18 protein-coding genes and 1 riboswitch are annotated in these 17493 nt (G+C 52.9%); of the genes, 15 read left to right on the forward strand and 3 right to left on the reverse strand.

Annotated features, from left to right (window positions below; genetic code table 11):
* Positions 1–18: 18 nt before the first annotated feature.
* Complete coding sequence (locus BM200_RS04465) at positions 19–504, forward strand: YlbF/YmcA family competence regulator (RefSeq protein WP_091181767.1); 486 nt, start codon at positions 19–21, stop codon at positions 502–504.
* Between the two features lie 90 nt (positions 505–594).
* Positions 595–1758, forward strand: a complete 1164-nt coding sequence (locus BM200_RS04470) for an iron-containing alcohol dehydrogenase (RefSeq protein ID WP_091181769.1) — start codon at positions 595–597, stop codon at positions 1756–1758.
* A gap of 57 nt (positions 1759–1815) precedes the next feature.
* On the opposite strand, the gene BM200_RS04475 is transcribed toward BM200_RS04470, so the two are convergent.
* Both BM200_RS04475 and BM200_RS04480 read right to left on the reverse strand, forming a co-directional pair.
* The gene (locus tag BM200_RS04475) at positions 1816–2922 is read right to left on the reverse strand and encodes an MBL fold metallo-hydrolase (protein WP_091181770.1); all 1107 of its coding nucleotides are present in this window, start codon (positions 2920–2922) and stop codon (positions 1816–1818) included.
* 178 nt (positions 2923–3100) lie between these two features.
* A complete protein-coding gene (locus tag BM200_RS04480) occupies positions 3101–3721 on the reverse strand; it encodes a biotin transporter BioY (RefSeq protein WP_091181774.1) in 621 nt (206 codons plus the stop codon).
* 114 nt (positions 3722–3835) lie between these two features.
* On the opposite strand from BM200_RS04480, the gene BM200_RS04485 reads away from it, so the two are divergent.
* Together BM200_RS04485 and BM200_RS04490 are read left to right on the forward strand one after the other, a co-directional pair.
* Positions 3836–4681, forward strand: a complete 846-nt coding sequence (locus tag BM200_RS04485) for an ATP-binding cassette domain-containing protein (protein ID WP_091181777.1) — start codon at positions 3836–3838, stop codon at positions 4679–4681.
* On the forward strand, positions 4678–6405 hold the full coding sequence (locus tag BM200_RS04490; RefSeq protein ID WP_091181779.1) for an ATP-binding cassette domain-containing protein: 1728 nt from the start codon (positions 4678–4680) through the stop codon (positions 6403–6405). Before BM200_RS04485 ends, BM200_RS04490 begins: the two co-directional genes overlap by 4 nt.
* A gap of 12 nt (positions 6406–6417) precedes the next feature.
* On the opposite strand, the gene BM200_RS04495 is transcribed toward BM200_RS04490, so the two are convergent.
* A complete protein-coding gene (locus BM200_RS04495; RefSeq protein ID WP_091181782.1) occupies positions 6418–7602 on the reverse strand; it encodes an MFS transporter in 1185 nt (394 codons plus the stop codon).
* A gap of 150 nt (positions 7603–7752) precedes the next feature.
* Here BM200_RS04495 and lepB point away from each other — a divergent pair, with 150 nt between their 5' ends.
* The 11 genes from lepB to cobT all read left to right on the forward strand — a co-directional run bounded on the left by lepB (position 7753) and on the right by cobT (position 17491).
* Complete coding sequence (gene lepB / locus BM200_RS04500; RefSeq protein WP_245772888.1) at positions 7753–8289, forward strand: signal peptidase I; 537 nt, start codon at positions 7753–7755, stop codon at positions 8287–8289.
* 27 nt (positions 8290–8316) lie between these two features.
* A complete protein-coding gene (locus tag BM200_RS04505) occupies positions 8317–9126 on the forward strand; it encodes a VanW family protein (RefSeq protein WP_175532789.1) in 810 nt (269 codons plus the stop codon).
* Positions 9127–9202: 76 nt separating this feature from the next.
* Positions 9203–9529: a DUF3889 domain-containing protein gene (locus tag BM200_RS04510; protein ID WP_175532728.1), complete on the forward strand. Its 327-nt coding sequence runs from the start codon at positions 9203–9205 to the stop codon at positions 9527–9529.
* 100 nt (positions 9530–9629) lie between these two features.
* A complete protein-coding gene (locus tag BM200_RS04515) occupies positions 9630–9941 on the forward strand; it encodes a YbjQ family protein (RefSeq protein ID WP_091181794.1) in 312 nt (103 codons plus the stop codon).
* A 118-nt stretch (positions 9942–10059) separates the two neighbouring features.
* The gene (locus tag BM200_RS04520) at positions 10060–10431 is read left to right on the forward strand and encodes a DnaJ family domain-containing protein (RefSeq protein WP_425434534.1); all 372 of its coding nucleotides are present in this window, start codon (positions 10060–10062) and stop codon (positions 10429–10431) included.
* A 1-nt stretch (position 10432) separates the two neighbouring features.
* Positions 10433–10741, forward strand: coding sequence for a rhodanese-like domain-containing protein (locus BM200_RS04525; protein WP_091181799.1), 309 nt, complete (start codon positions 10433–10435; stop codon positions 10739–10741).
* A 153-nt stretch (positions 10742–10894) separates the two neighbouring features.
* Complete coding sequence (locus BM200_RS04530; RefSeq protein ID WP_175532729.1) at positions 10895–13129, forward strand: heavy metal translocating P-type ATPase; 2235 nt, start codon at positions 10895–10897, stop codon at positions 13127–13129.
* 31 nt (positions 13130–13160) lie between these two features.
* A riboswitch (cobalamin riboswitch) is annotated at positions 13161–13387 on the forward strand.
* Between the two features lie 148 nt (positions 13388–13535).
* On the forward strand, positions 13536–14543 hold the full coding sequence (locus tag BM200_RS04535; protein WP_245772889.1) for an ABC transporter substrate-binding protein: 1008 nt from the start codon (positions 13536–13538) through the stop codon (positions 14541–14543).
* A gap of 1 nt (position 14544) precedes the next feature.
* Complete coding sequence (locus BM200_RS04540; RefSeq protein WP_091181807.1) at positions 14545–15582, forward strand: FecCD family ABC transporter permease; 1038 nt, start codon at positions 14545–14547, stop codon at positions 15580–15582.
* The gene (locus BM200_RS04545; RefSeq protein WP_091181809.1) at positions 15579–16397 is read left to right on the forward strand and encodes a heme ABC transporter ATP-binding protein; all 819 of its coding nucleotides are present in this window, start codon (positions 15579–15581) and stop codon (positions 16395–16397) included. The genes BM200_RS04540 and BM200_RS04545 overlap by 4 nt, the downstream gene beginning before the upstream one ends.
* Before the next feature lie 29 nt (positions 16398–16426).
* Positions 16427–17491, forward strand: a complete 1065-nt coding sequence (cobT, locus tag BM200_RS04550) for a nicotinate-nucleotide--dimethylbenzimidazole phosphoribosyltransferase (protein ID WP_091181812.1) — start codon at positions 16427–16429, stop codon at positions 17489–17491.
* Positions 17492–17493 lie beyond the last annotated feature (2 nt).

The following is a 17493-nucleotide window of genomic DNA, read 5'->3' on the forward strand; positions in this document are numbered from 1 at the left end:
TAGTGGGAGAGATGATAGATGTCCGAACAACAGACTGCAGTTAATACGCACCACAATCACGATCATGAGCATGGCCACGGTTGTGATATTCCGAAATTCAATACCCGCGACCTGCTTGTCCGGGAAGATATTATGAAAAAAGCGCAGGAATTGGCCGGTCTGATCTTTACTTCCGAGGAAGTACAGCAATACCGCCGCGCCGAGAAGCAGATTCAAGGCAATGACCGCGTTCAATCGCTGATCTCGATGATCAAGAAGAAGCAAAAGGAAGTCGTTGCGTTCGAAACGACTTTCAAAAACGAACAAATGGTTAAAAAGATCGAAGGGGAAATGGAAGTACTGCAGGATGAACTGGATGGCATTCCGATTGTATCGGAGTTCCAGCAAAGCCAGTCTGATATCAACTATTTGCTGCAGCTGGTTATTTCGATTGTCCGCGACACCGTATCCGAGAAAATCAATGTCGAAGACGCTACGGTAGAACCGCCGGCAGAATGCGACTAAAATAAACCAACCTCTAACCGCGGTCGCTCATCTTTGAGTGACCGCGATAGGGGTTTTCTCTTTTTTATCAAACAATAGGAGTGATCTGATATGTATCCATTTACATACTATAATCCTACCCGTCTTCACTTTGGGGAAGGACAGCTAAAGCAGCTTCCTGTAGAAGCGGACAAGCTGGGCAAACGCGTTCTGCTTGTTTATGGCGGAGGAAGCATTAAGCGTAACGGACTGTACGAGCAAGTCCTTGAGAAGCTGAATGAAGCTGGCTGCACGGTGACAGAATTGAGCGGGGTTGAGCCCAACCCTCGTCTCTCTACCGTCCACCGGGGCGCTGATCTGTGCCGTTCCGAATCTATCGACTGGGTACTAGCGGTTGGCGGCGGCAGCACGATTGACTGCGCCAAAGCGATTATTATCGCGGCGAAATACGAAGGGAACTTCTGGGATATCGTCAGCCGCAAGGCAAAGCCTGAAGCAGCTTTGCCGCTTGGTACGATCCTGACACTGGCTGCTACAGGTTCGGAGATGAACTCCGGTTCGGTAATTACGAATGAAGAGACGCTGGAGAAGCATGGCTGGGGCAACGTGCTGGCTTATCCGACCTTCTCCATTCTCGATCCTGTATTTACGGCAAGTGCGCCCAAGGATCATACCGTCTACGGTATGGTCGATATGATGGCGCACGTGATCGAGCAGTATTTCCATCATGATGCGAATACGCCGGTTCAGGACGGCTTCTGTGAAACGATTCTTCGTACAGTCATTGCTACGGCCCCGAGCCTGGTGAATGATCTGACGAACGTGAAGCTTCGCGAGACGATTCTGTACTGCGGCACAATGGCGCTTAACGGAACGTTATCGATGGGGGTCATCGGCGACTGGGCGAACCATGATATGGAGCACGCGGTGTCGGCAGTATACGATATCCCGCATGGCGGCGGTCTGGCGATCCTGTTCCCGAACTGGATGAACTATGTGATTGAAGATAACGTTGGCCGCTTCAAGCAATTCGCGGTAAATGTATTCGGAGTGAAAGCCGAAGGCCGTGAAGATATTGAGGTAGCACGCGAAGGCATTGCCAAGCTGCGTGAGTTCTGGAGCTCCATCGGCGCTCCTTCGCGACTCGCGGATTATAATATCGACGACAGCAGACTGGAAGAAATGGCGGAGAAAACAACCGGCAGCGGAACACGAGGCAACTTCCGCAAGCTGAAGAAGGAAGATGTTGTGGAAATCTATCGTTTGTCGCTGTAAGATAGGAATAAACAAAAAGCAGACCTCCGGGTCTGCTTTTGTTATGTATACAATTAGTTACTCGCGCCACCATTCGGATGTAGGGAATGTGTCCACTCCGATGACGACAGACTCACCAATGCGCGGAGTGGCGATCTTCACTTGCAATTCCTTAGCCTTATGCACGGCGCGTTCTACCGGGTCTCGCCAATCGTGGAGCGCCAGCTTGAAAGCAGCCCAGTGAATCGGGATCATGACTTTGCCTTTGACGTCCAGATGAGCCTGCACCGTCTCTTCCGGCATCATGTGAATAGCCGCCCAGCGCTTGTCGTATTGTCCGCATTCCATCAGCGTCAGGTCAAATGGTCCATACTTGTCTCCAATTTGCTTAAAGTGAGGCCCATATCCGCTGTCTCCGCTGAAAAAAATCCGAGTCTCTCGTCCAAGTATGACCCAGGAGCACCAAAGCGTACGATTACGGTCCATTAGGCCACGGCCAGAAAAGTGGCGGGCCGGCGTACACGCCAATACAAGCTTTTCCCAGACGATTTCGTCCCACCAATCAAACTCTTCGATCCGGTCGGGGGCAACGCCCCAGCGTTCCAGATGAGCACCAACGCCAAGCGGAACAAAAAAATGGCCAACCTTTTCTTTTAGACGCATAATCGAACTATAGTCTAAATGATCATAGTGGTCATGAGAGAAGAGTACGGCATCAATGGCAGGCAGATCCTCAATCTCGATGGGCGGCTTGTCGCTAAATCTCTTGCCCCCTGCCCAGGAGAACGGGGAAGGAGACCGTCCGAGCATCGGATCAAAGAGAAGCCGCTTTCCGTCCAGCTCGAGAAGCAGCGCCGAGTGACCAAACCACGAGACCTTGGCTAGGTGAGGGGACTGCTGTGACCGAGGATCGACAGGCTCAGCCGCCAGTGCCTTTTCCGGCTTGGCGCCCGGCGTTCCTTTAACGAATTCGCCTAGTATCGACAGATAGTCACGCATCGACATATCCATTGAAGTTGGTATAAGATTTACAAACTTACCTTTCTTGTATTGAGAGGAACGCAACATGCGCGTTCGCGTTTCCTCGCTTGGTCTGCCCCCAAATGCAGGGTAAAAACGCAGGACGAGAATCGTCGCAGCAATGAGCATAGCGATCACGCCAATCAGGATTAAAGCGGCCAGCATGGCCATCACCTCGTATCTTTGTATGGATGGAAAATAAAGTTCTGCGATCGGTTTGGATTACGCCGCAACTCAATTATTATATCATCGACAGGATGGTTAAAACATGCTGTCATGCATAAGCATGCAAAAAGGACAGCAATAGCTGTCCTTTGATTAAGGATATGAGTAAAACTATAGATTACGCGGTTGTATGAATAGGGTTGTTGTCGTCCTTGGATGGAAGGATTGACGATTGAATTCTTAGAATGTATGGTTTGAGAGACAACACGATAACGGCGGCAACAATGGATTTGATCGCGTCTCCCGGAAGATACGGATAGCAGCCGGCTGCCATTGCTTTGCCAAAGTCAAGGCCAGTGACATGCATGAGCCAAGGTACACCAGGCACATAAGCAAGGAACGAGCCAAACAGCTCGAAAACAATAAATAGAGCGATAAACGCGACAATGCGGTTGCGCATGAGAGCTTCGCTGCGGAAGAGCGCTTGGGTCGCAAAGCCGACAAGCAAAGCACAGAATGGGAAAGCGAATATAAATCCGCCCGTATGACCGGTTAACGTCTCGAGTCCGCCTCTGCCGCTTAAGAGAGGAAGGCCGGTCGCGGTCAAGGCGATGACGATTACTAGCGATATAAAGCTCTTGCGAGGACCCAGGATAGCTCCTGCCAGCGTTACGGCGAGCGTCTGGAGGGTAATAGGCACATACGAACCAACTTTAATCTGGATGGCGCTCATAACAATAAATAAGGCTGCGAATAGGGCGATAAATACGGTGCTTCGAATAGAACTGCTTGTGCGCATAGGGGAATCGACTCCTTTTGTTATTGCGTTTCAATTGTTAACCGTATATATTCTAATTAGGTTAACAAATCGGATTTTAGCACAGCTTTATCATTTGGGGAAGAGGTTGAAACCATGTTTTCGGAAAAATATTTGGCTGAGCTGACCAATGTGTCGGTTAAGCCGCTTACATATGGGGAGCAAATGAAAGTCCAGCCTTATCTGCTCAAGGATATCTCAATATCCATTGCGGAAGGGGAATGGATGAACCTGATAGGACGTAATGGAAGCGGGAAAAGCACGCTGGCCAGGCTCATCGCCGGGTTTGGTGCATGGCATGCGGAAGGCAAGTTTTACAAAGACCAGTCCCGATTCGTGACGGGGCAGGTTCCGATCGTGTTGCAGCAGCCTGACGCTTCTATGGTTGGATCAACGCCGTGGGAAGACGTGGTGATGATGCTGGAGCAGCATGGTGTAGAAGGAATGCGAATTGCCGGTATAGCTGAAAATGCTCTTCGTCAGACCGGTCTTCATGCACGGATGCATCAGCCTGTAGAGACTTTATCCGGCGGGCAAAAGCAGCTGACAGCTATTGCGGGATGTCTGGCGGTGCAGTCGCCGATGCTGATTCTTGATGAAGTGACCGCCATGCTTGACCCGGAAGCCTGTATTCATGTAATGGATAAGGTAAGGGAGCTGAACAACGGCGGAGTAACCGTCATTTGGATTACGCAGAAGCTGGAGGAGCTTGCCCCTGGCGACCGCGTTGTGGCTTTGGAGCAAGGAGAGCTGCGTTTTGACGGAGAAGCCGAAAAGCTGTTTGAACGGCAGGTTATGAGCGGCCTTAGTCCTTGTGAAGAGCTTGGCTTTACGGCCCCTTATGTAATTCAGACCGCATGGGAGCTTGAGGCGCTGGGAGTAAACCTGCGACCGATCCCTATGACTCCGGAGATGCTGGCTAAGGCGGTGACGCCGCTATGACAGGGGATTGGAAGCTGAAGCAGGTAGCAGTTGCTGCTCCTAACGAACCGGAGAAGGAGCTGCTTAGCGGTATTAATCTTACCTTCCGCAAAGGAGCTGTTACCTTGCTGATTGGTCATAACGGTTCGGGCAAATCAACCTTACTGGAGACATTAGCCGGATTAAGACGCTTGTCTGGCGGGCAGATCGATCAAGGAAGTGAACCGCTCTGGCAAAGCGGGGGGAAAAAGCAAAGGTTAAACAAGACGATAGTGATGAATACCGGCATTGCTTTGCAGCAATCGGAATCGCAATGGTTTGCTTCAACGGTTAAGGAAGAGTTCGAATATTCTTTAAGACCCTATTCCGCAGGAGCAGAGGAAAGGGAGAGAAGGATCGCGGATGCGATGGAGCAGGCAGGGTTGCCATCGGAGCTGCTGGAGCGCGATCCCTGGACGCTTAGCGGCGGGCAGCAGCGAAGGCTTGCCATGGCATGCCTCTTGGCATGCGAGCCGGAATGGCTGCTGCTCGACGAGCCGACGGCGGGGTTAGACGCCGACGGCATCCGCCGCTTGTGCGCGATCCTGGACGCGCACAGGGCGGCGGGGCGCGGAGCGGTCGTAGCAACGCACGACCTCGACGCGCTGCTGCCGCTCGCGGACGAAGTCGCCGTGATCGCCGGCGGCACCGTCCGCGAAGCGGCTCCCGCGGCCTCGTGGGCGGAGACACACGCCCACGAGGCCGCCGCGCCGCAGGCGCAGCGCGCGCAGGCGCAGCGCGCGCTGGCGCAGCTGCGCGCGGCAGGCTTTGCGCCGCCGGCTTCGCCAAGCGGCGCGCCTTGGCCGGCGCCGCGCGAGCTCGCGGCGCTGTTGGCGGCGCAGCGCGCCGCCAACGGCTCAAGGACGGCGGAACGCCCGTCCTTGCAAGCCGCCGCTGCAGCAGCTGCACAAACCTCAGCAGCTGCTGCAGCGGCCCGGGAGCCGCAAGCTGCGCCCGCCGCGGCTCCAAATTCAAACCGCCGGCTCGCTTCGCGGTTTGATCCGCGGGCGCTTATCGCCGCGTACTTGCTGCTCGCCACAACCATCCTGCTCCAGCACAGCTGGGCGGGGCTTGCCGTCGGAGCCGCAATATCACTGGCGGTGTTCATCCCGCTGCGGGCACAAATAAGGCCCTGGATGAAAGCCATCCGGGCCTACGTGATCATGACAGCCATTATTGCTTTTATTGCGGGTTTGCATCTGAGTCCGTTCTCTTTTGACTGGGATCCGGCGCTGCAAACCATTCAGCGCTTCAGCGGCCTTATACTCGTCATGATGCTTGGCTTGCCGCTTATGGCGCTTGTGACGCCGCTGCGCGTCCAGCGCAGCCTGGAGCAAACCTTCGGCTGGCTGAACCGTTTTAAAGTACCGGTGATGTCCGTCGCTCTAACGGTTACCTTAATCTTCCGCTTTATTCCGCTGCTCGCAGGGGAATGGGGACGTTACGTCAAGATTGCCCATGCGCGCGGCAAGGCAACAACACCTGTTGGCTCGCTTCCGTTTCGGATGCTGCTGCCCGCGATGGTGCCCTACATCCGTTCCATCCTGCGTATGGCGGAGCAAATGGCCGATGCGCTGGAAGCACGCGGGATCGGCCATCCTTTAGCAAAGCCAACGCAGGGCCTCCGGCTGCGGTTCGGCAGGGAGGATGTTCTCATCATCCTGGCAGCTGCCGCTGCTGCAGTCTTGCTTTTATTAATTAAGTGAATTAATAATTAATCACCTTAATTGTTTCGCTCTTTTCCGGTCAGAGCTGTAGTAGACCAGACATAACACGGCGGCGATGAAGCCAAATACACCGCCAAGCGCGAACCCGCTGTTTAATCCCCAGCCTTCGTTCAGCCAGCCTGCTAGGAACGGCCCAGCGAACATTCCTGCCGCATATACCGCCTGGTACAATCCCATGGCGGTAGCCCGGCCGGGAGGATCCACGTCCCGGATGGCAAGACCAAGAAGCAGAGGGATATGCAGCCCCTGAGCGAAGCCGTTTACCACTTGCGTAAGCATGAGAATCCAGATGGAATGCACATAGCAGATCGAGACGGTACAGATGGCGCTCAGGATAAAGCCTACGCCAATCGTTGTCCAGTTCCCGAAGCGTGGAGCAAACCAGCTTGCCGTAAACATGGAAGCGAGGGCATGAGGCGCCATAAAGGCAAATACGAGCAGAGTAAGCTCGAGTCCGCTGCTGCCCATGGCCTCCGCTTTTAACGGCGTAAACCCGAACATCGTAATAAACAGCACGCAATGGGCCAGCAAAGACAGCAGGGCCACCTGCAATAGCAGCTTCGTGCGGATTACGCTTTGAATCATGGAGAACGATATGCCGCTCCGCTCATGAAGCGGTTTGGCCGGTTCGTGAATAACAAGCGCAAGCAAGAGGCCAATTCCTCCGATCACCGCCCCCAGCACAAACGGAGCATCCGCTCCAATTCCATCCGACATCCAGCCGCTTAACAGCATGCCGATCATCTGGCCGGATACGGTCATCACACTGATATTTCCCATTGCTTTAGTCGCATCCTCAGCCGCAAAATAATTCGCATACATGACCGTAAAAGCGACCCAGGTCGACGCGCATAACCCGGCCATCGCACGGCCAGCCAGAGGCCATAACCAGCTTCCCGGAATGATGAACAAGAGACAGCTGATACTGGCAGCGAGCATGCCGAGAAGGATAAACGGCTTTCTTTTTCCCCACCGGTCTGACAGCATCCCAAGCGGAAAACGGATTAACAATTGGACGAATCCGTAGCTTCCAAGCACAATCCCGATCAGGTCAAGCGACAGTCCCCTGGTGCTCAGATAGGGCGACAATGTCGGCACGTACGTATACATCGAAATCCAGAACAATAACGTTACCGTCATAAAAAGTAGTCGCTGTGACCGTGTTGATGGTTCCATTCTTGCTACCTCCCTCATATAAATCTACTTTATAAGACATGCCTTACACCTGTCACGGATATTTTTGCGGCCCAGGTAACTTTCTTCCGGGCGTTGACGTTATAGGTGTTGGTTATGTTGAATTCCTATTTCTTCAAGGGGTGCAAGGGAATGGATATGCAACTAACCAGAAAGACCAAGGTGCTGAGGGAGCTGAGAGAGTGGCTGATCTCGATTATAGCCGCCACCGTTATCGCTTTGTTGTTCCAAAACTATGTTTACGCACAAGCGGAAGTACATAATATCTCGATGCAAAAAACGCTTGCAGAAGGCCAGCGCCTGATCGAGGACAAATGGTCCTACCGCTTCAATCAGCCGGAGCATGGAGATATCGTGATTATCCATGGACCGGAAAGCCCCTTGCGCCTAGTAAAAAGAGTAATTGGCCTGCCCGGCGATGTTCTTGATGTCCGGGATGGAGAAGTGTATTTGAACGGACAGCTGCTATCGGAGCCTTACGCGGAAGGAATGACTATGCCGCTCGGGATGCAATTCCCGTACACGGTTGCCCCTAGGCAGTTGTTTGTTCTGGGAGACAACCGGGAGCATAGCGCGGACAGCCGGACCATTGGGCCGATCGCCTTCTCCAGCATTGAAGGAAAAGCCGTGTACCGGATATGGCCTCTGAACAAATTTGGAATTCTGTGAAGGGAGAAAGGGAAGTTGAACAATCTTATGCGTCATCGTCCGATCAAACGCTCATACCTGCGCCTGATGGCAGGGAAATGGTGGTTTACGAATAAAAGGCGGGTTAAATGGCTGTTCAGCAAAAGCAAGCTGGCACGGATAAACAAGGAGCTTTCATTGCCTTATGTTGTTTTTACGCATGCAACCCCATTGATGAGACCGCTGCGGAACGTGGAGATGTGGCTGCAGACGAATAAGGTAATGAATTTGCGCCTCGCGGCAGCAAAGCTGAACGGCATCGTCCTGATGCCCGGTGAAACCTTCTCCTATTGGCGTGCGATTGGCAAACCCACGAGGCGGAAAGGGTATGTAGACGGCATGGTTTTATTTTATGGCGGCTACAAATCGGGAGTGGGCGGAGGATTGTGCCAGATGTCCAATCTGATCTACTGGATGACGCTGCATACGCCGCTGCAGGTTATGGAACGGCATCGCCACAGCTATGATGTGTTTCCGGATGCAGGACGTACACAGCCTTTCGGGAGCGGTGCAACCTGTGCCTATAATTATCTGGATCTTCAGATTCATAATCCAACCGGCGAGCCTTATCAATTAGTGGTGGGGCTGACGGAAGATAAGCTGGTCGGGGAATGGCGCTCATCCTTGCCGGTGAAATACCGGTATGAGGTCGTTGAGAAGGACCACCGGATTGAACTTAAGCCATGGGGCGGTTATGTACGAAGCAATGCGATCTATCGCCGGAAATATGAGCTGGAGGAAGGCGGTTTGCTAGGCGAGGAGTTTATCACAGGCAACGAAGCCGTTATGATGTACGCCCCCATGCTGGAGCCGGTGTGAGTCATGTATGCTTGCCCCTTTGTACAGCCACACTAACAGGAGACGGACGTGAAAATGTGGAATGCGAGGTGGCTTAATGGCAAACATGATAAGAACACCATTGATCTATATGATTTTAGTCGCCTTTATGGGATTTGCAGCTCCTTCGGCTGTGCACGCAGAACCTTCCTACGCCAAGTACGGCAGGGTAGCGATGCAGGAAGCGGCTAACCAATATCCGGATGCCGATATCATCGACTACAAATATGAGGGACGTTTTGCTGCGGCTGGCTCGAATTCCGAAGAGCGGTTCAGGTTGTGGCTTAGAGGAGCGGGGTCGGAGTTTGGCGTACGGGTCCGCGTCATTGTGACTGCAGATACAGGCGATGTGAGAGATGTTCAGTTGGAGGAAATTCGGCCATAGTCTGCTCCTTTTAGTTTGGTGCTAAATGAAACGTTTATTAGAGTTGTGACGTATCACTTTTTATAATCTGTTTCAATATTTCCGGGAGGGGGTAACTATCATGTTAGTAACAACAACAGCAACGATTGAAGGACATCCGATTGTCGAGTATTCAGGAATTGTAACGGGCGAAGCGATTATGGGGGCCAACGTTGTCCGCGACTTTTTCGCCTCCATTACAGATATTGTGGGCGGACGTTCCGGCGCTTACGAGAGCAAGCTGAAGGAAGCAAGAGATGTTGCTTTTGCCGAAATGAAAAATCAGGCTTCCCGGCTTGGGGCAAATGCCATTGTTGGCATCGACATTGACTACGAGGTTGTGCGCGACGGTATGCTGATGGTTGCCGTAAGCGGTACGGCTGTCCGAATTTAATAACAAGAAGAGAGAGAAGCTTCTGATTGCCGGGAGGCTTCTTTTTCGTTACAATTCTTAGAGAAAGCCGTGCGGACTTATAGGTTATGACAGAGAGGCGGGATCAGGCGTGGAATACATGTCCTCATTAGTGGAACAGCGCATCCAGGAAGCGATGGCAAAGGGTGAGTTCGATAACCTGCAAGGAAAAGGCCAGCCGCTTGAGCTGGAGGATAACTCGCATGTACCGGAGGAGCTTCGGGTCGCCTACAAGCTTCTAAGCAACGCCGGAATGATCCCGGAAGAGATGGTTGTGAAGAAGGAAATCGTCAGCCTCCGCGATATGATTCGCCTATGCCAGAATCCGGATGAACAAGCTGTCCTCAAGAAGAAGCTGACCGAGAAAGAGCTGAGATACAAAATGCTCATGGATGCCCGCGGGCTGCAGCAATCACCGGTTTTTCAGCAATATGAGTCGAAGATCCTGAAGAAATTCGAAGGAGTGGAATGAAGTGTATCCAGAGATTACACCAGCAGAAGTAGAAGAGCGCCTGAAGAACGGCGAGAAGTTGCACCTCATTGATGTGCGTGAAGACGATGAATGGGAAGCGGGACATATCGGGGAAGCGGTCAGCCTGCCGCTCTCGCAGTTCGGGGAGCGTTATGAAGAGCTGCCGAAGGAAGAAGCGCTTATTCTGGTCTGCCGCAGCGGCGGACGCAGCGGACGAGCTTGTGACTTCCTTCATGCGCAAGGCTACAACGTTACCAATATGACAGGCGGCATGCTTGCTTGGAACGGCGAGGTCGCATACGGCAAATAAGGATAAAGCGTGCTTAATGGAGGAAAGTGCCTCCATGGCACGCTTTTTTTTATGCCAAGGTTTTAAGCATGGTCATCCCATTCGAGTCATATAAATTAACGCAGGAGCTTGTTCGATGGCAGCAAATGGACAAGCGGAAGGCGGGTGATGCGAATGGATGATAAAGGGATTACGATAGATTTATCCGTGCAGGGGATGAGCTGTACCGCTTGTGCGGCCAGAATAGAGAAGAGTGTCGGCAAAATGCCTGGCGTTGAAGCGGTAGCCGTCAGCTATTCGGCGCGTACAGCTTGGGTGCAATATATGCCGGGGACGATCCAGCCATCGGCCATTATGGAGCAGATCGGCAAGCTGGGCTTTAAGGCGGATCTGCCGGAAAATGCGAAGGAAGGCTTTGAAAAAGAGCGAAGCCGGCTACGGCTGAGACTTATAGTCTCGTTATTATTGACAGCCCCGCTGCTTACGGCTATGGTGCAGCATTTGGCTCCTTTTGCCCAGATTGACCTTCCGGCAATTCTGACTAATCCCTGGCTTCAGCTTGGACTAGCGACGATTATCCAGTTTGTCATTGGCTTGCCATTCTATATCGGGGCTTATCATGCGATTCGGTCACGTGCAACCAACATGGATGTGCTGGTGGCAACCGGAACCTCTGCAGCCTACCTGTATAGTCATTTTCTTGTCTTTAATGCGGACCGTACCGCTTTATATGCGCACGAGGTTCCCTTATATTTCGAGACGTCAGCAGTTGTTATAACGGCCGTACTGCTGGGCAAGTTTATTGAGGCCTCGGTTACTTCAAGGGCACAGCAAGATGCATCGGGCTACAGCAAGCTGCTGAATACGGTTGTCCAGGTGGAGCGGGCCGGCGTGGAAATGGAGATCAAAACGGAGTTTGTACGCGAGAACGATTATGTCATCGTACAAGCCGGGCAAATCATTCCCGTTGACGGCATCATCGCAAGCGGTGATTCCGAAGTAGACGAGTCCTTGCTGACAGGGGAAAGCGTGCCTCTTGCCAAGCGCTCCGGTGATCAGGTGTGGGCGGGCACAAAAAATGAGAGCGGCGCTTTGCGCATTCGCACAACAGCAGCCGGTTATGCCACCATGCTGAGCCGAATCGTGGATTTGGTCAGGCAGGCACAGCGGTCAAAGTCAGTGATTCAGAGGCAGGTCGACACGGTATCCGCATGGTTTGTTCCGGCTATGCTTTTTCTTGCGCTGGGTACATTTGTGATATGGGTCACCATAGCGGATCCGGGCAATTGGACGACAGCTTTTCGCTGCGGCGTTGCTGTTGTACTGGCGGCTTGTCCATGCGCGTTGGGATTGGCAACTCCAATATCTCTCGTTGTTGCATCGGGCCGTTTGGCCAAGAGAGGTATCGTGGTGAAAGAAGCGGGTGCACTCGAAAGGTTAGCCCAGCTTAACATGCTTGTACTTGATAAAACCGGCACCTTAACCGAAGGAAAGCCGAAAGTGAGCAGCGTCCATACCACGCTTGGAAGCAAACAAGGACTAATGAGGCTTGCCGCTGCCGTTGAAGCGAATTCTACCCATCCATTAGCCATCGCCATCCGTGCCGATGCGATGCAAGCCGGGCTTGTACCGCCTGCGGCTGTCGATTTTGCCTACACGACGGGGAAAGGCGTTGAGGCATTCGTCGAGCAGCGGAGGATCGGAATCGGTAATGCCAGCTTTGCAGCCTCCAGGCATTGGAGCTTCAGCAGCCCGTCGATACAAAGCTATGCGGAGGAGCGCCAGAAGCTGGGAGAGACCGTTCTTTATGTAGCGGACAATAACCGGGTGATTGGGGCGATTTCCTTCCTGGATACGGTCAAGCCGTACGCCAAAACTGCCGTATCCCGGCTGAGGAAAGCAGGGGTAACCGTACTGCTCGCAACCGGAGATCATCCAGCCCCTGCATTAAGTGCTGCGCAAACGGCGGGTATTACACCAACGCAGGTATATGCCAATATGCTGCCGGAAGATAAGCTGAAGCTGATTGACCGGCTGAAGGAGCAGGACTACAAGGTTGGCATGGCCGGTGACGGCTGGAATGATGCTCCGGCTTTGGCGGCGGCAGATGTTGGTCTTGCGATGGGGGATGGAACGGATGCGGCATTAACCGCAGGCCATATCACCTTGCTGCAGCCGAGGATGACAGCACTGCCTGAAGCGTTGCTGATCAGCCGTTTGACCGTACGCAATGTCCGGCAAAACCTGACGTTTGCTTTTATCTATAACGCCTTCATTATTCCTTTTGCCGCCTGCGGCATGCTCCAGCCGTGGATGGCGGGGACGGCAATGGCATTCAGCTCGGTATCGGTTGTCGGCAACGCGATCCGTCTTGGCTCAAGGCTAAGAAAAGTAGCTGGACAATTCTAGAATATGGGTGGTATAGTTACGTTGGTCGAAATTGAATATTCGTCTAACAGGTGCTGCAAGAGCTGATCGGCTGTTGCAAGCTTAATAGGGAAGTCCGGTTAAAATCCGGCACGGACCCGCCACTGTAAGAAGCGGTCTAAGCCTTCGCGAGAGGGATGTTTAGGCCTGTAAGTCAGCATAAGTCACTGGATATCCATCCGGGAAGACGCTGGCCCATATGCTTCGAGTCAGGAGACCTGCCTGTTTGCATGAACGCTGTACCTACGTGGAATTAGGGGAGTGTTGGAATGAGGGAATTAGTCCTGTTTTGCGTATGCAAAATGGACTTCCGGCATTTCCGGCACCTTGCCGGGAATGCCTTTTTTATTGTCAAATTAAGAAAAACCAGAAGGAGTGCTTGGAATCAATGGCAGGGAGAAACAAAAGGTTTACGAAATTTATTCTTGCAGTAATGCTCACAGCTATGCTGGTCTTTATGGCGGCATGCGGCAATAAGGCGAACACGAACGAAAATGCAAATACGGGAAATGCCAACGCATCGGCATCGCCTGTTCAAAGCGAGCAGCCTTCCGAAAGTCCGGCTGCTGCGACGGAATCGGTCTATCCGGTTAAAGTTACGGATGCAACGGGTACGGAGTTGGTGTTTGAGAAAGCGCCAACGAAGGTGGTATCTCTTGCGCCAAGCGAAACGGAAGTCTTGTACGCGATTGGTGCAGCCAACGAGGTAGCTGGCGTCGACAGCTTCAGCAATTATCCGGAAGAAGCGGCTTCTAAACCTAAAGTAGGCGATATGACAACGAACATTGAAGCGGTAGCCGCCCTTAATCCCGATCTTGTTGTGGCTTCCTCGACTATGAATACAGATGCGGTTGAGCAGCTTCGCAAGTTAAACATTAAGGTTCTAGCAACTGATCCGCTGACTTATGATGAAACGATTGCCAAAATCGAAACAATCGGTAAAATTATGAATAAGAACAGCGAAGCAGCCCAGGTCGCAGCGCATATGCGCGAAGTGAAGCAGCAGGTGTCCGATGCCGTGAAGGATGCTCCCAAGAAGCTCGTTTATCTGGAGTTCTCGCCGGGCTGGACAGTAGGCTCGGGTACGTTCCTGGATGAGCTGTTAACGATTGCCGGCGGTACCAATGTAGGTGCTGCGCAAGCAGGCTGGTACGAAGTAAGCGCAGAAGAAGTAGTGAAGCAGAATCCTGCGATCATCCTTTATCCTGATCTGGGAGAGGATCCGAACCCGATCGTTACCGGCCTTACTAGCCGACCAGGCTGGGATGCCATCGATGCTGTGAAGAACAAGCAAATGTTTGAGGTTGGCAATGACGAGACCGCCCGCGTAGGTCCGCGCCTTGCGGATGCACTGCTGCAAATTGCCAAGATTCTTCATCCGGATCTCGTGAAGTAATATGAAAAGAAAAATAGCGTTCTATGGAGGAGCAGCCATGCTCCTTCTTGCTGTTTCTATCGTAGGAAGCCTATCGATCGGCTCATCGATCATTCCGTTTGCCGATGTATGGGGTATACTCTGGCATCAGCTTCCTTGGACGGATGACGCGGGCAGTCATTGGAGCGCAGGTGAAATTGCAATTGTAACCCAAGTAAGGCTGTCCCGCGTGTTGCTTGGCGTCCTGGTTGGCGCGTGTCTTGGTCTTGCGGGAGCGGGCTTTCAAGGCGTGCTGCGCAATCCGCTGGCCGATCCGTATACATTAGGCGTGTCGTCCGGCAGTTCGGTTGGGGCGGCTTTTCTTATTTTGTTCGGCTATCAGGCTTTGCTTGGCGAGTGGACGATACCGGTTGTTGCTTTCGCAACAGGAACACTCACGCTGCTCGGCGTATTTTTCCTGGCACGCAGCAGGGGCGTTATGCAGATTGAGACTTTGATTTTGTCCGGTGTTATTATTCAATCCTTCCTTGGTGCGTTTGTTTCGTTTATGGTGTCGATGTCTGACGATGTCATTAACCAGATCCTGTTCTGGCTGATGGGATCACTGGCTATGAAAAACTGGGCGGATGTCTATGTCGTTCTTCCTTGCCTTGTCATTGGCCTGCCGCTTCTGATTGCCTATGGACAAGCGCTGAACCTGTTTGTGCTTGGCGAGCGGCATGCTGCCCATCTGGGAATCCGGGTTGAACGGACGAAACTGATAGTCCTGATCGGTTCAACGCTGCTTACGGCAGCGGCTGTATCCGTCAGCGGCGTTATCGGATTTGTAGGCCTTGTTGTCCCTCATCTTATCCGGCTTATGGTTGGTCCGGATTATAGGCTGCTCATACCGCTTTCCGCTATTGGCGGAGGAATCTTCGTCTTATGGTCGGACACAATCGCCAGAATAGCGCTTGCTCCGAAGGAAATTCCGCTTGGCGTAGTCACCGCATTGTTAGGAGCGCCATTCTTTGCCTACTTGTTGTACCGGCGCAAAAAAGGACAGGAGGGCTTCCTATGATCTCGGTTCAACGCTTGAGCAAGAAGGTAAACGGCCGGCCTGTACTGGATAACGTGTCGTTCGAGATGGAATCCGGCCGAATTCATGGCATTATCGGACCTAATGGCGTAGGTAAATCCACTTTGCTTCAGCTGTTGTCCGGCGTTATGAAGCCCTCATCGGGCGAGATTGGTCTTGATGGCGTGAGCATGTCGAACTACCCCCGAAAGGCACTGGCAAGACGTCTGGCTGTGCTGCAGCAAGGTGGTCTGCCGCCTGCAGGGTTCACCGTCCGTCAGGTTGTGGAGATGGGAAGATTCCCTTATCAGAACTGGTTTGGCGATGAACGGGAGGATCACTCCGCACTGATTGACTTAGCTCTGGATTCGATGGGATTGTCGGAGCTGTCGAGCCGTCCGCTCGATCAGCTTAGCGGCGGTGAGCGCCAGCGGGTCGCACTGGCGAAGGTAATGGTACAGGAGCCGGAAGTGATTTTGCTGGATGAGCCAACGACGTATCTGGATATCGGTTATCAAGTACAACTGCTGGATACCGTCCGTCAATGGCAGCGTGATCGAGGCTTGACGGTTGTGGCCGTCCTGCATGATTTGAATTTGGCGTCCTTGTATTGCGATCAGATTATCGTCCTGCATCAAGGCGGTATCGCGTCAATGGGAACGCCTTCGGATGTATTAAACGCCTCCTTGATCCGGGAGGTCTATCAGACGGAAGCTTCCATCGTCGCGCATCCGTTAACCGGAACCCCGCAAATATTGCTGCAGCCGAGGAAGCAGGAAAGCTTGCAGGAGGCTGTGAGTTTGATGAAAGTGACATAGAATGTTTTAGATAGAGAGGGTATGATTGTATGGAGAAAGAGTTAAAGGAAGCCTTGGACCAAGTCATCGGACGGATTGCGCCCTTTCATGAACAAGCTGCGCTTGATGCAAAGGCTCATTCCGATCAATTGACGAAGCCGACGGGCAGTCTGGGGAAGCTTGAGGAGATTGCCTTCCGATTAGCCGGGATTTCGGGCAGTCTGTGGCCGGATCTGAGCCGTAAAGCGGTTGTTGTGATGGCGGGTGATCATGGCGTGTGCGAGGAAGGCGTCAGCGCCTATCCTAAGGAAGTGACCCCACAGATGGTGCTGAACTTCTTGGGTGGCGGAGCGGCAGTTAATGTCCTTGCTAGGCAAGCTGAAGCAGATGTCTATTGCGTTGACATCGGTGTGAATGCCGATCTTGAGCATCCGGATCTGCTCAGCCGGAAGGTCGTGCGGGGTACGGCCAATATGGCCAAGCAGCCTGCAATGAGCAGGGAGGAAGCGCTTCAGGCGTTGATGGCCGGCGTTCAAGTGGCCGAAGAATTGGCGGAGAAAGGCTATCGGCTGTTCGCAACGGGAGAGATGGGCATCGGCAACACAACTCCAAGCGCGGCGCTTACAACCGTATTGACAGGTTTATCGCCTGAACAATCCGTTGGCAGAGGAACAGGGATTAACGATGAGAGCTGGCGTCATAAAATCGAAGTCGTCAAACGAGCTATCGCCGTCAATCAACCGGATGCGTCAGATCCGCTCGATGTGCTTGCGAAGGTAGGCGGAGCCGAGATTGCGGGACTTGCCGGATTTATTATTGGCGCAGCAGCGAACGGCTGTCCGGTTGTTATTGACGGATTTATTTCGTCTGTTGCAGCACTGGTTGCCGTGCGGCTGGCTGAGCAAGCGAAGCCGTTTTTGTTCGCCTCCCATCTGTCCCAGGAGCAGGGGCATGCGGTAGTGTTGGAATCGATGGGCTTGTCCCCGATGGTTCAGCTGGACATGCGGCTTGGCGAAGGAACCGGCGCAGTGCTTTGCTTCCATTTCATTGATGCAGCTTTAAAGCTGATGCAAGAGATGGCAACCTTTGCGAGTGCAGGGGTTTCCAGAGAGTAGGT

This window comes from Paenibacillus catalpae, from assembly GCF_900112695.1.
GTDB lineage: Bacteria > Bacillota > Bacilli > Paenibacillales > Paenibacillaceae > Pristimantibacillus > Pristimantibacillus catalpae.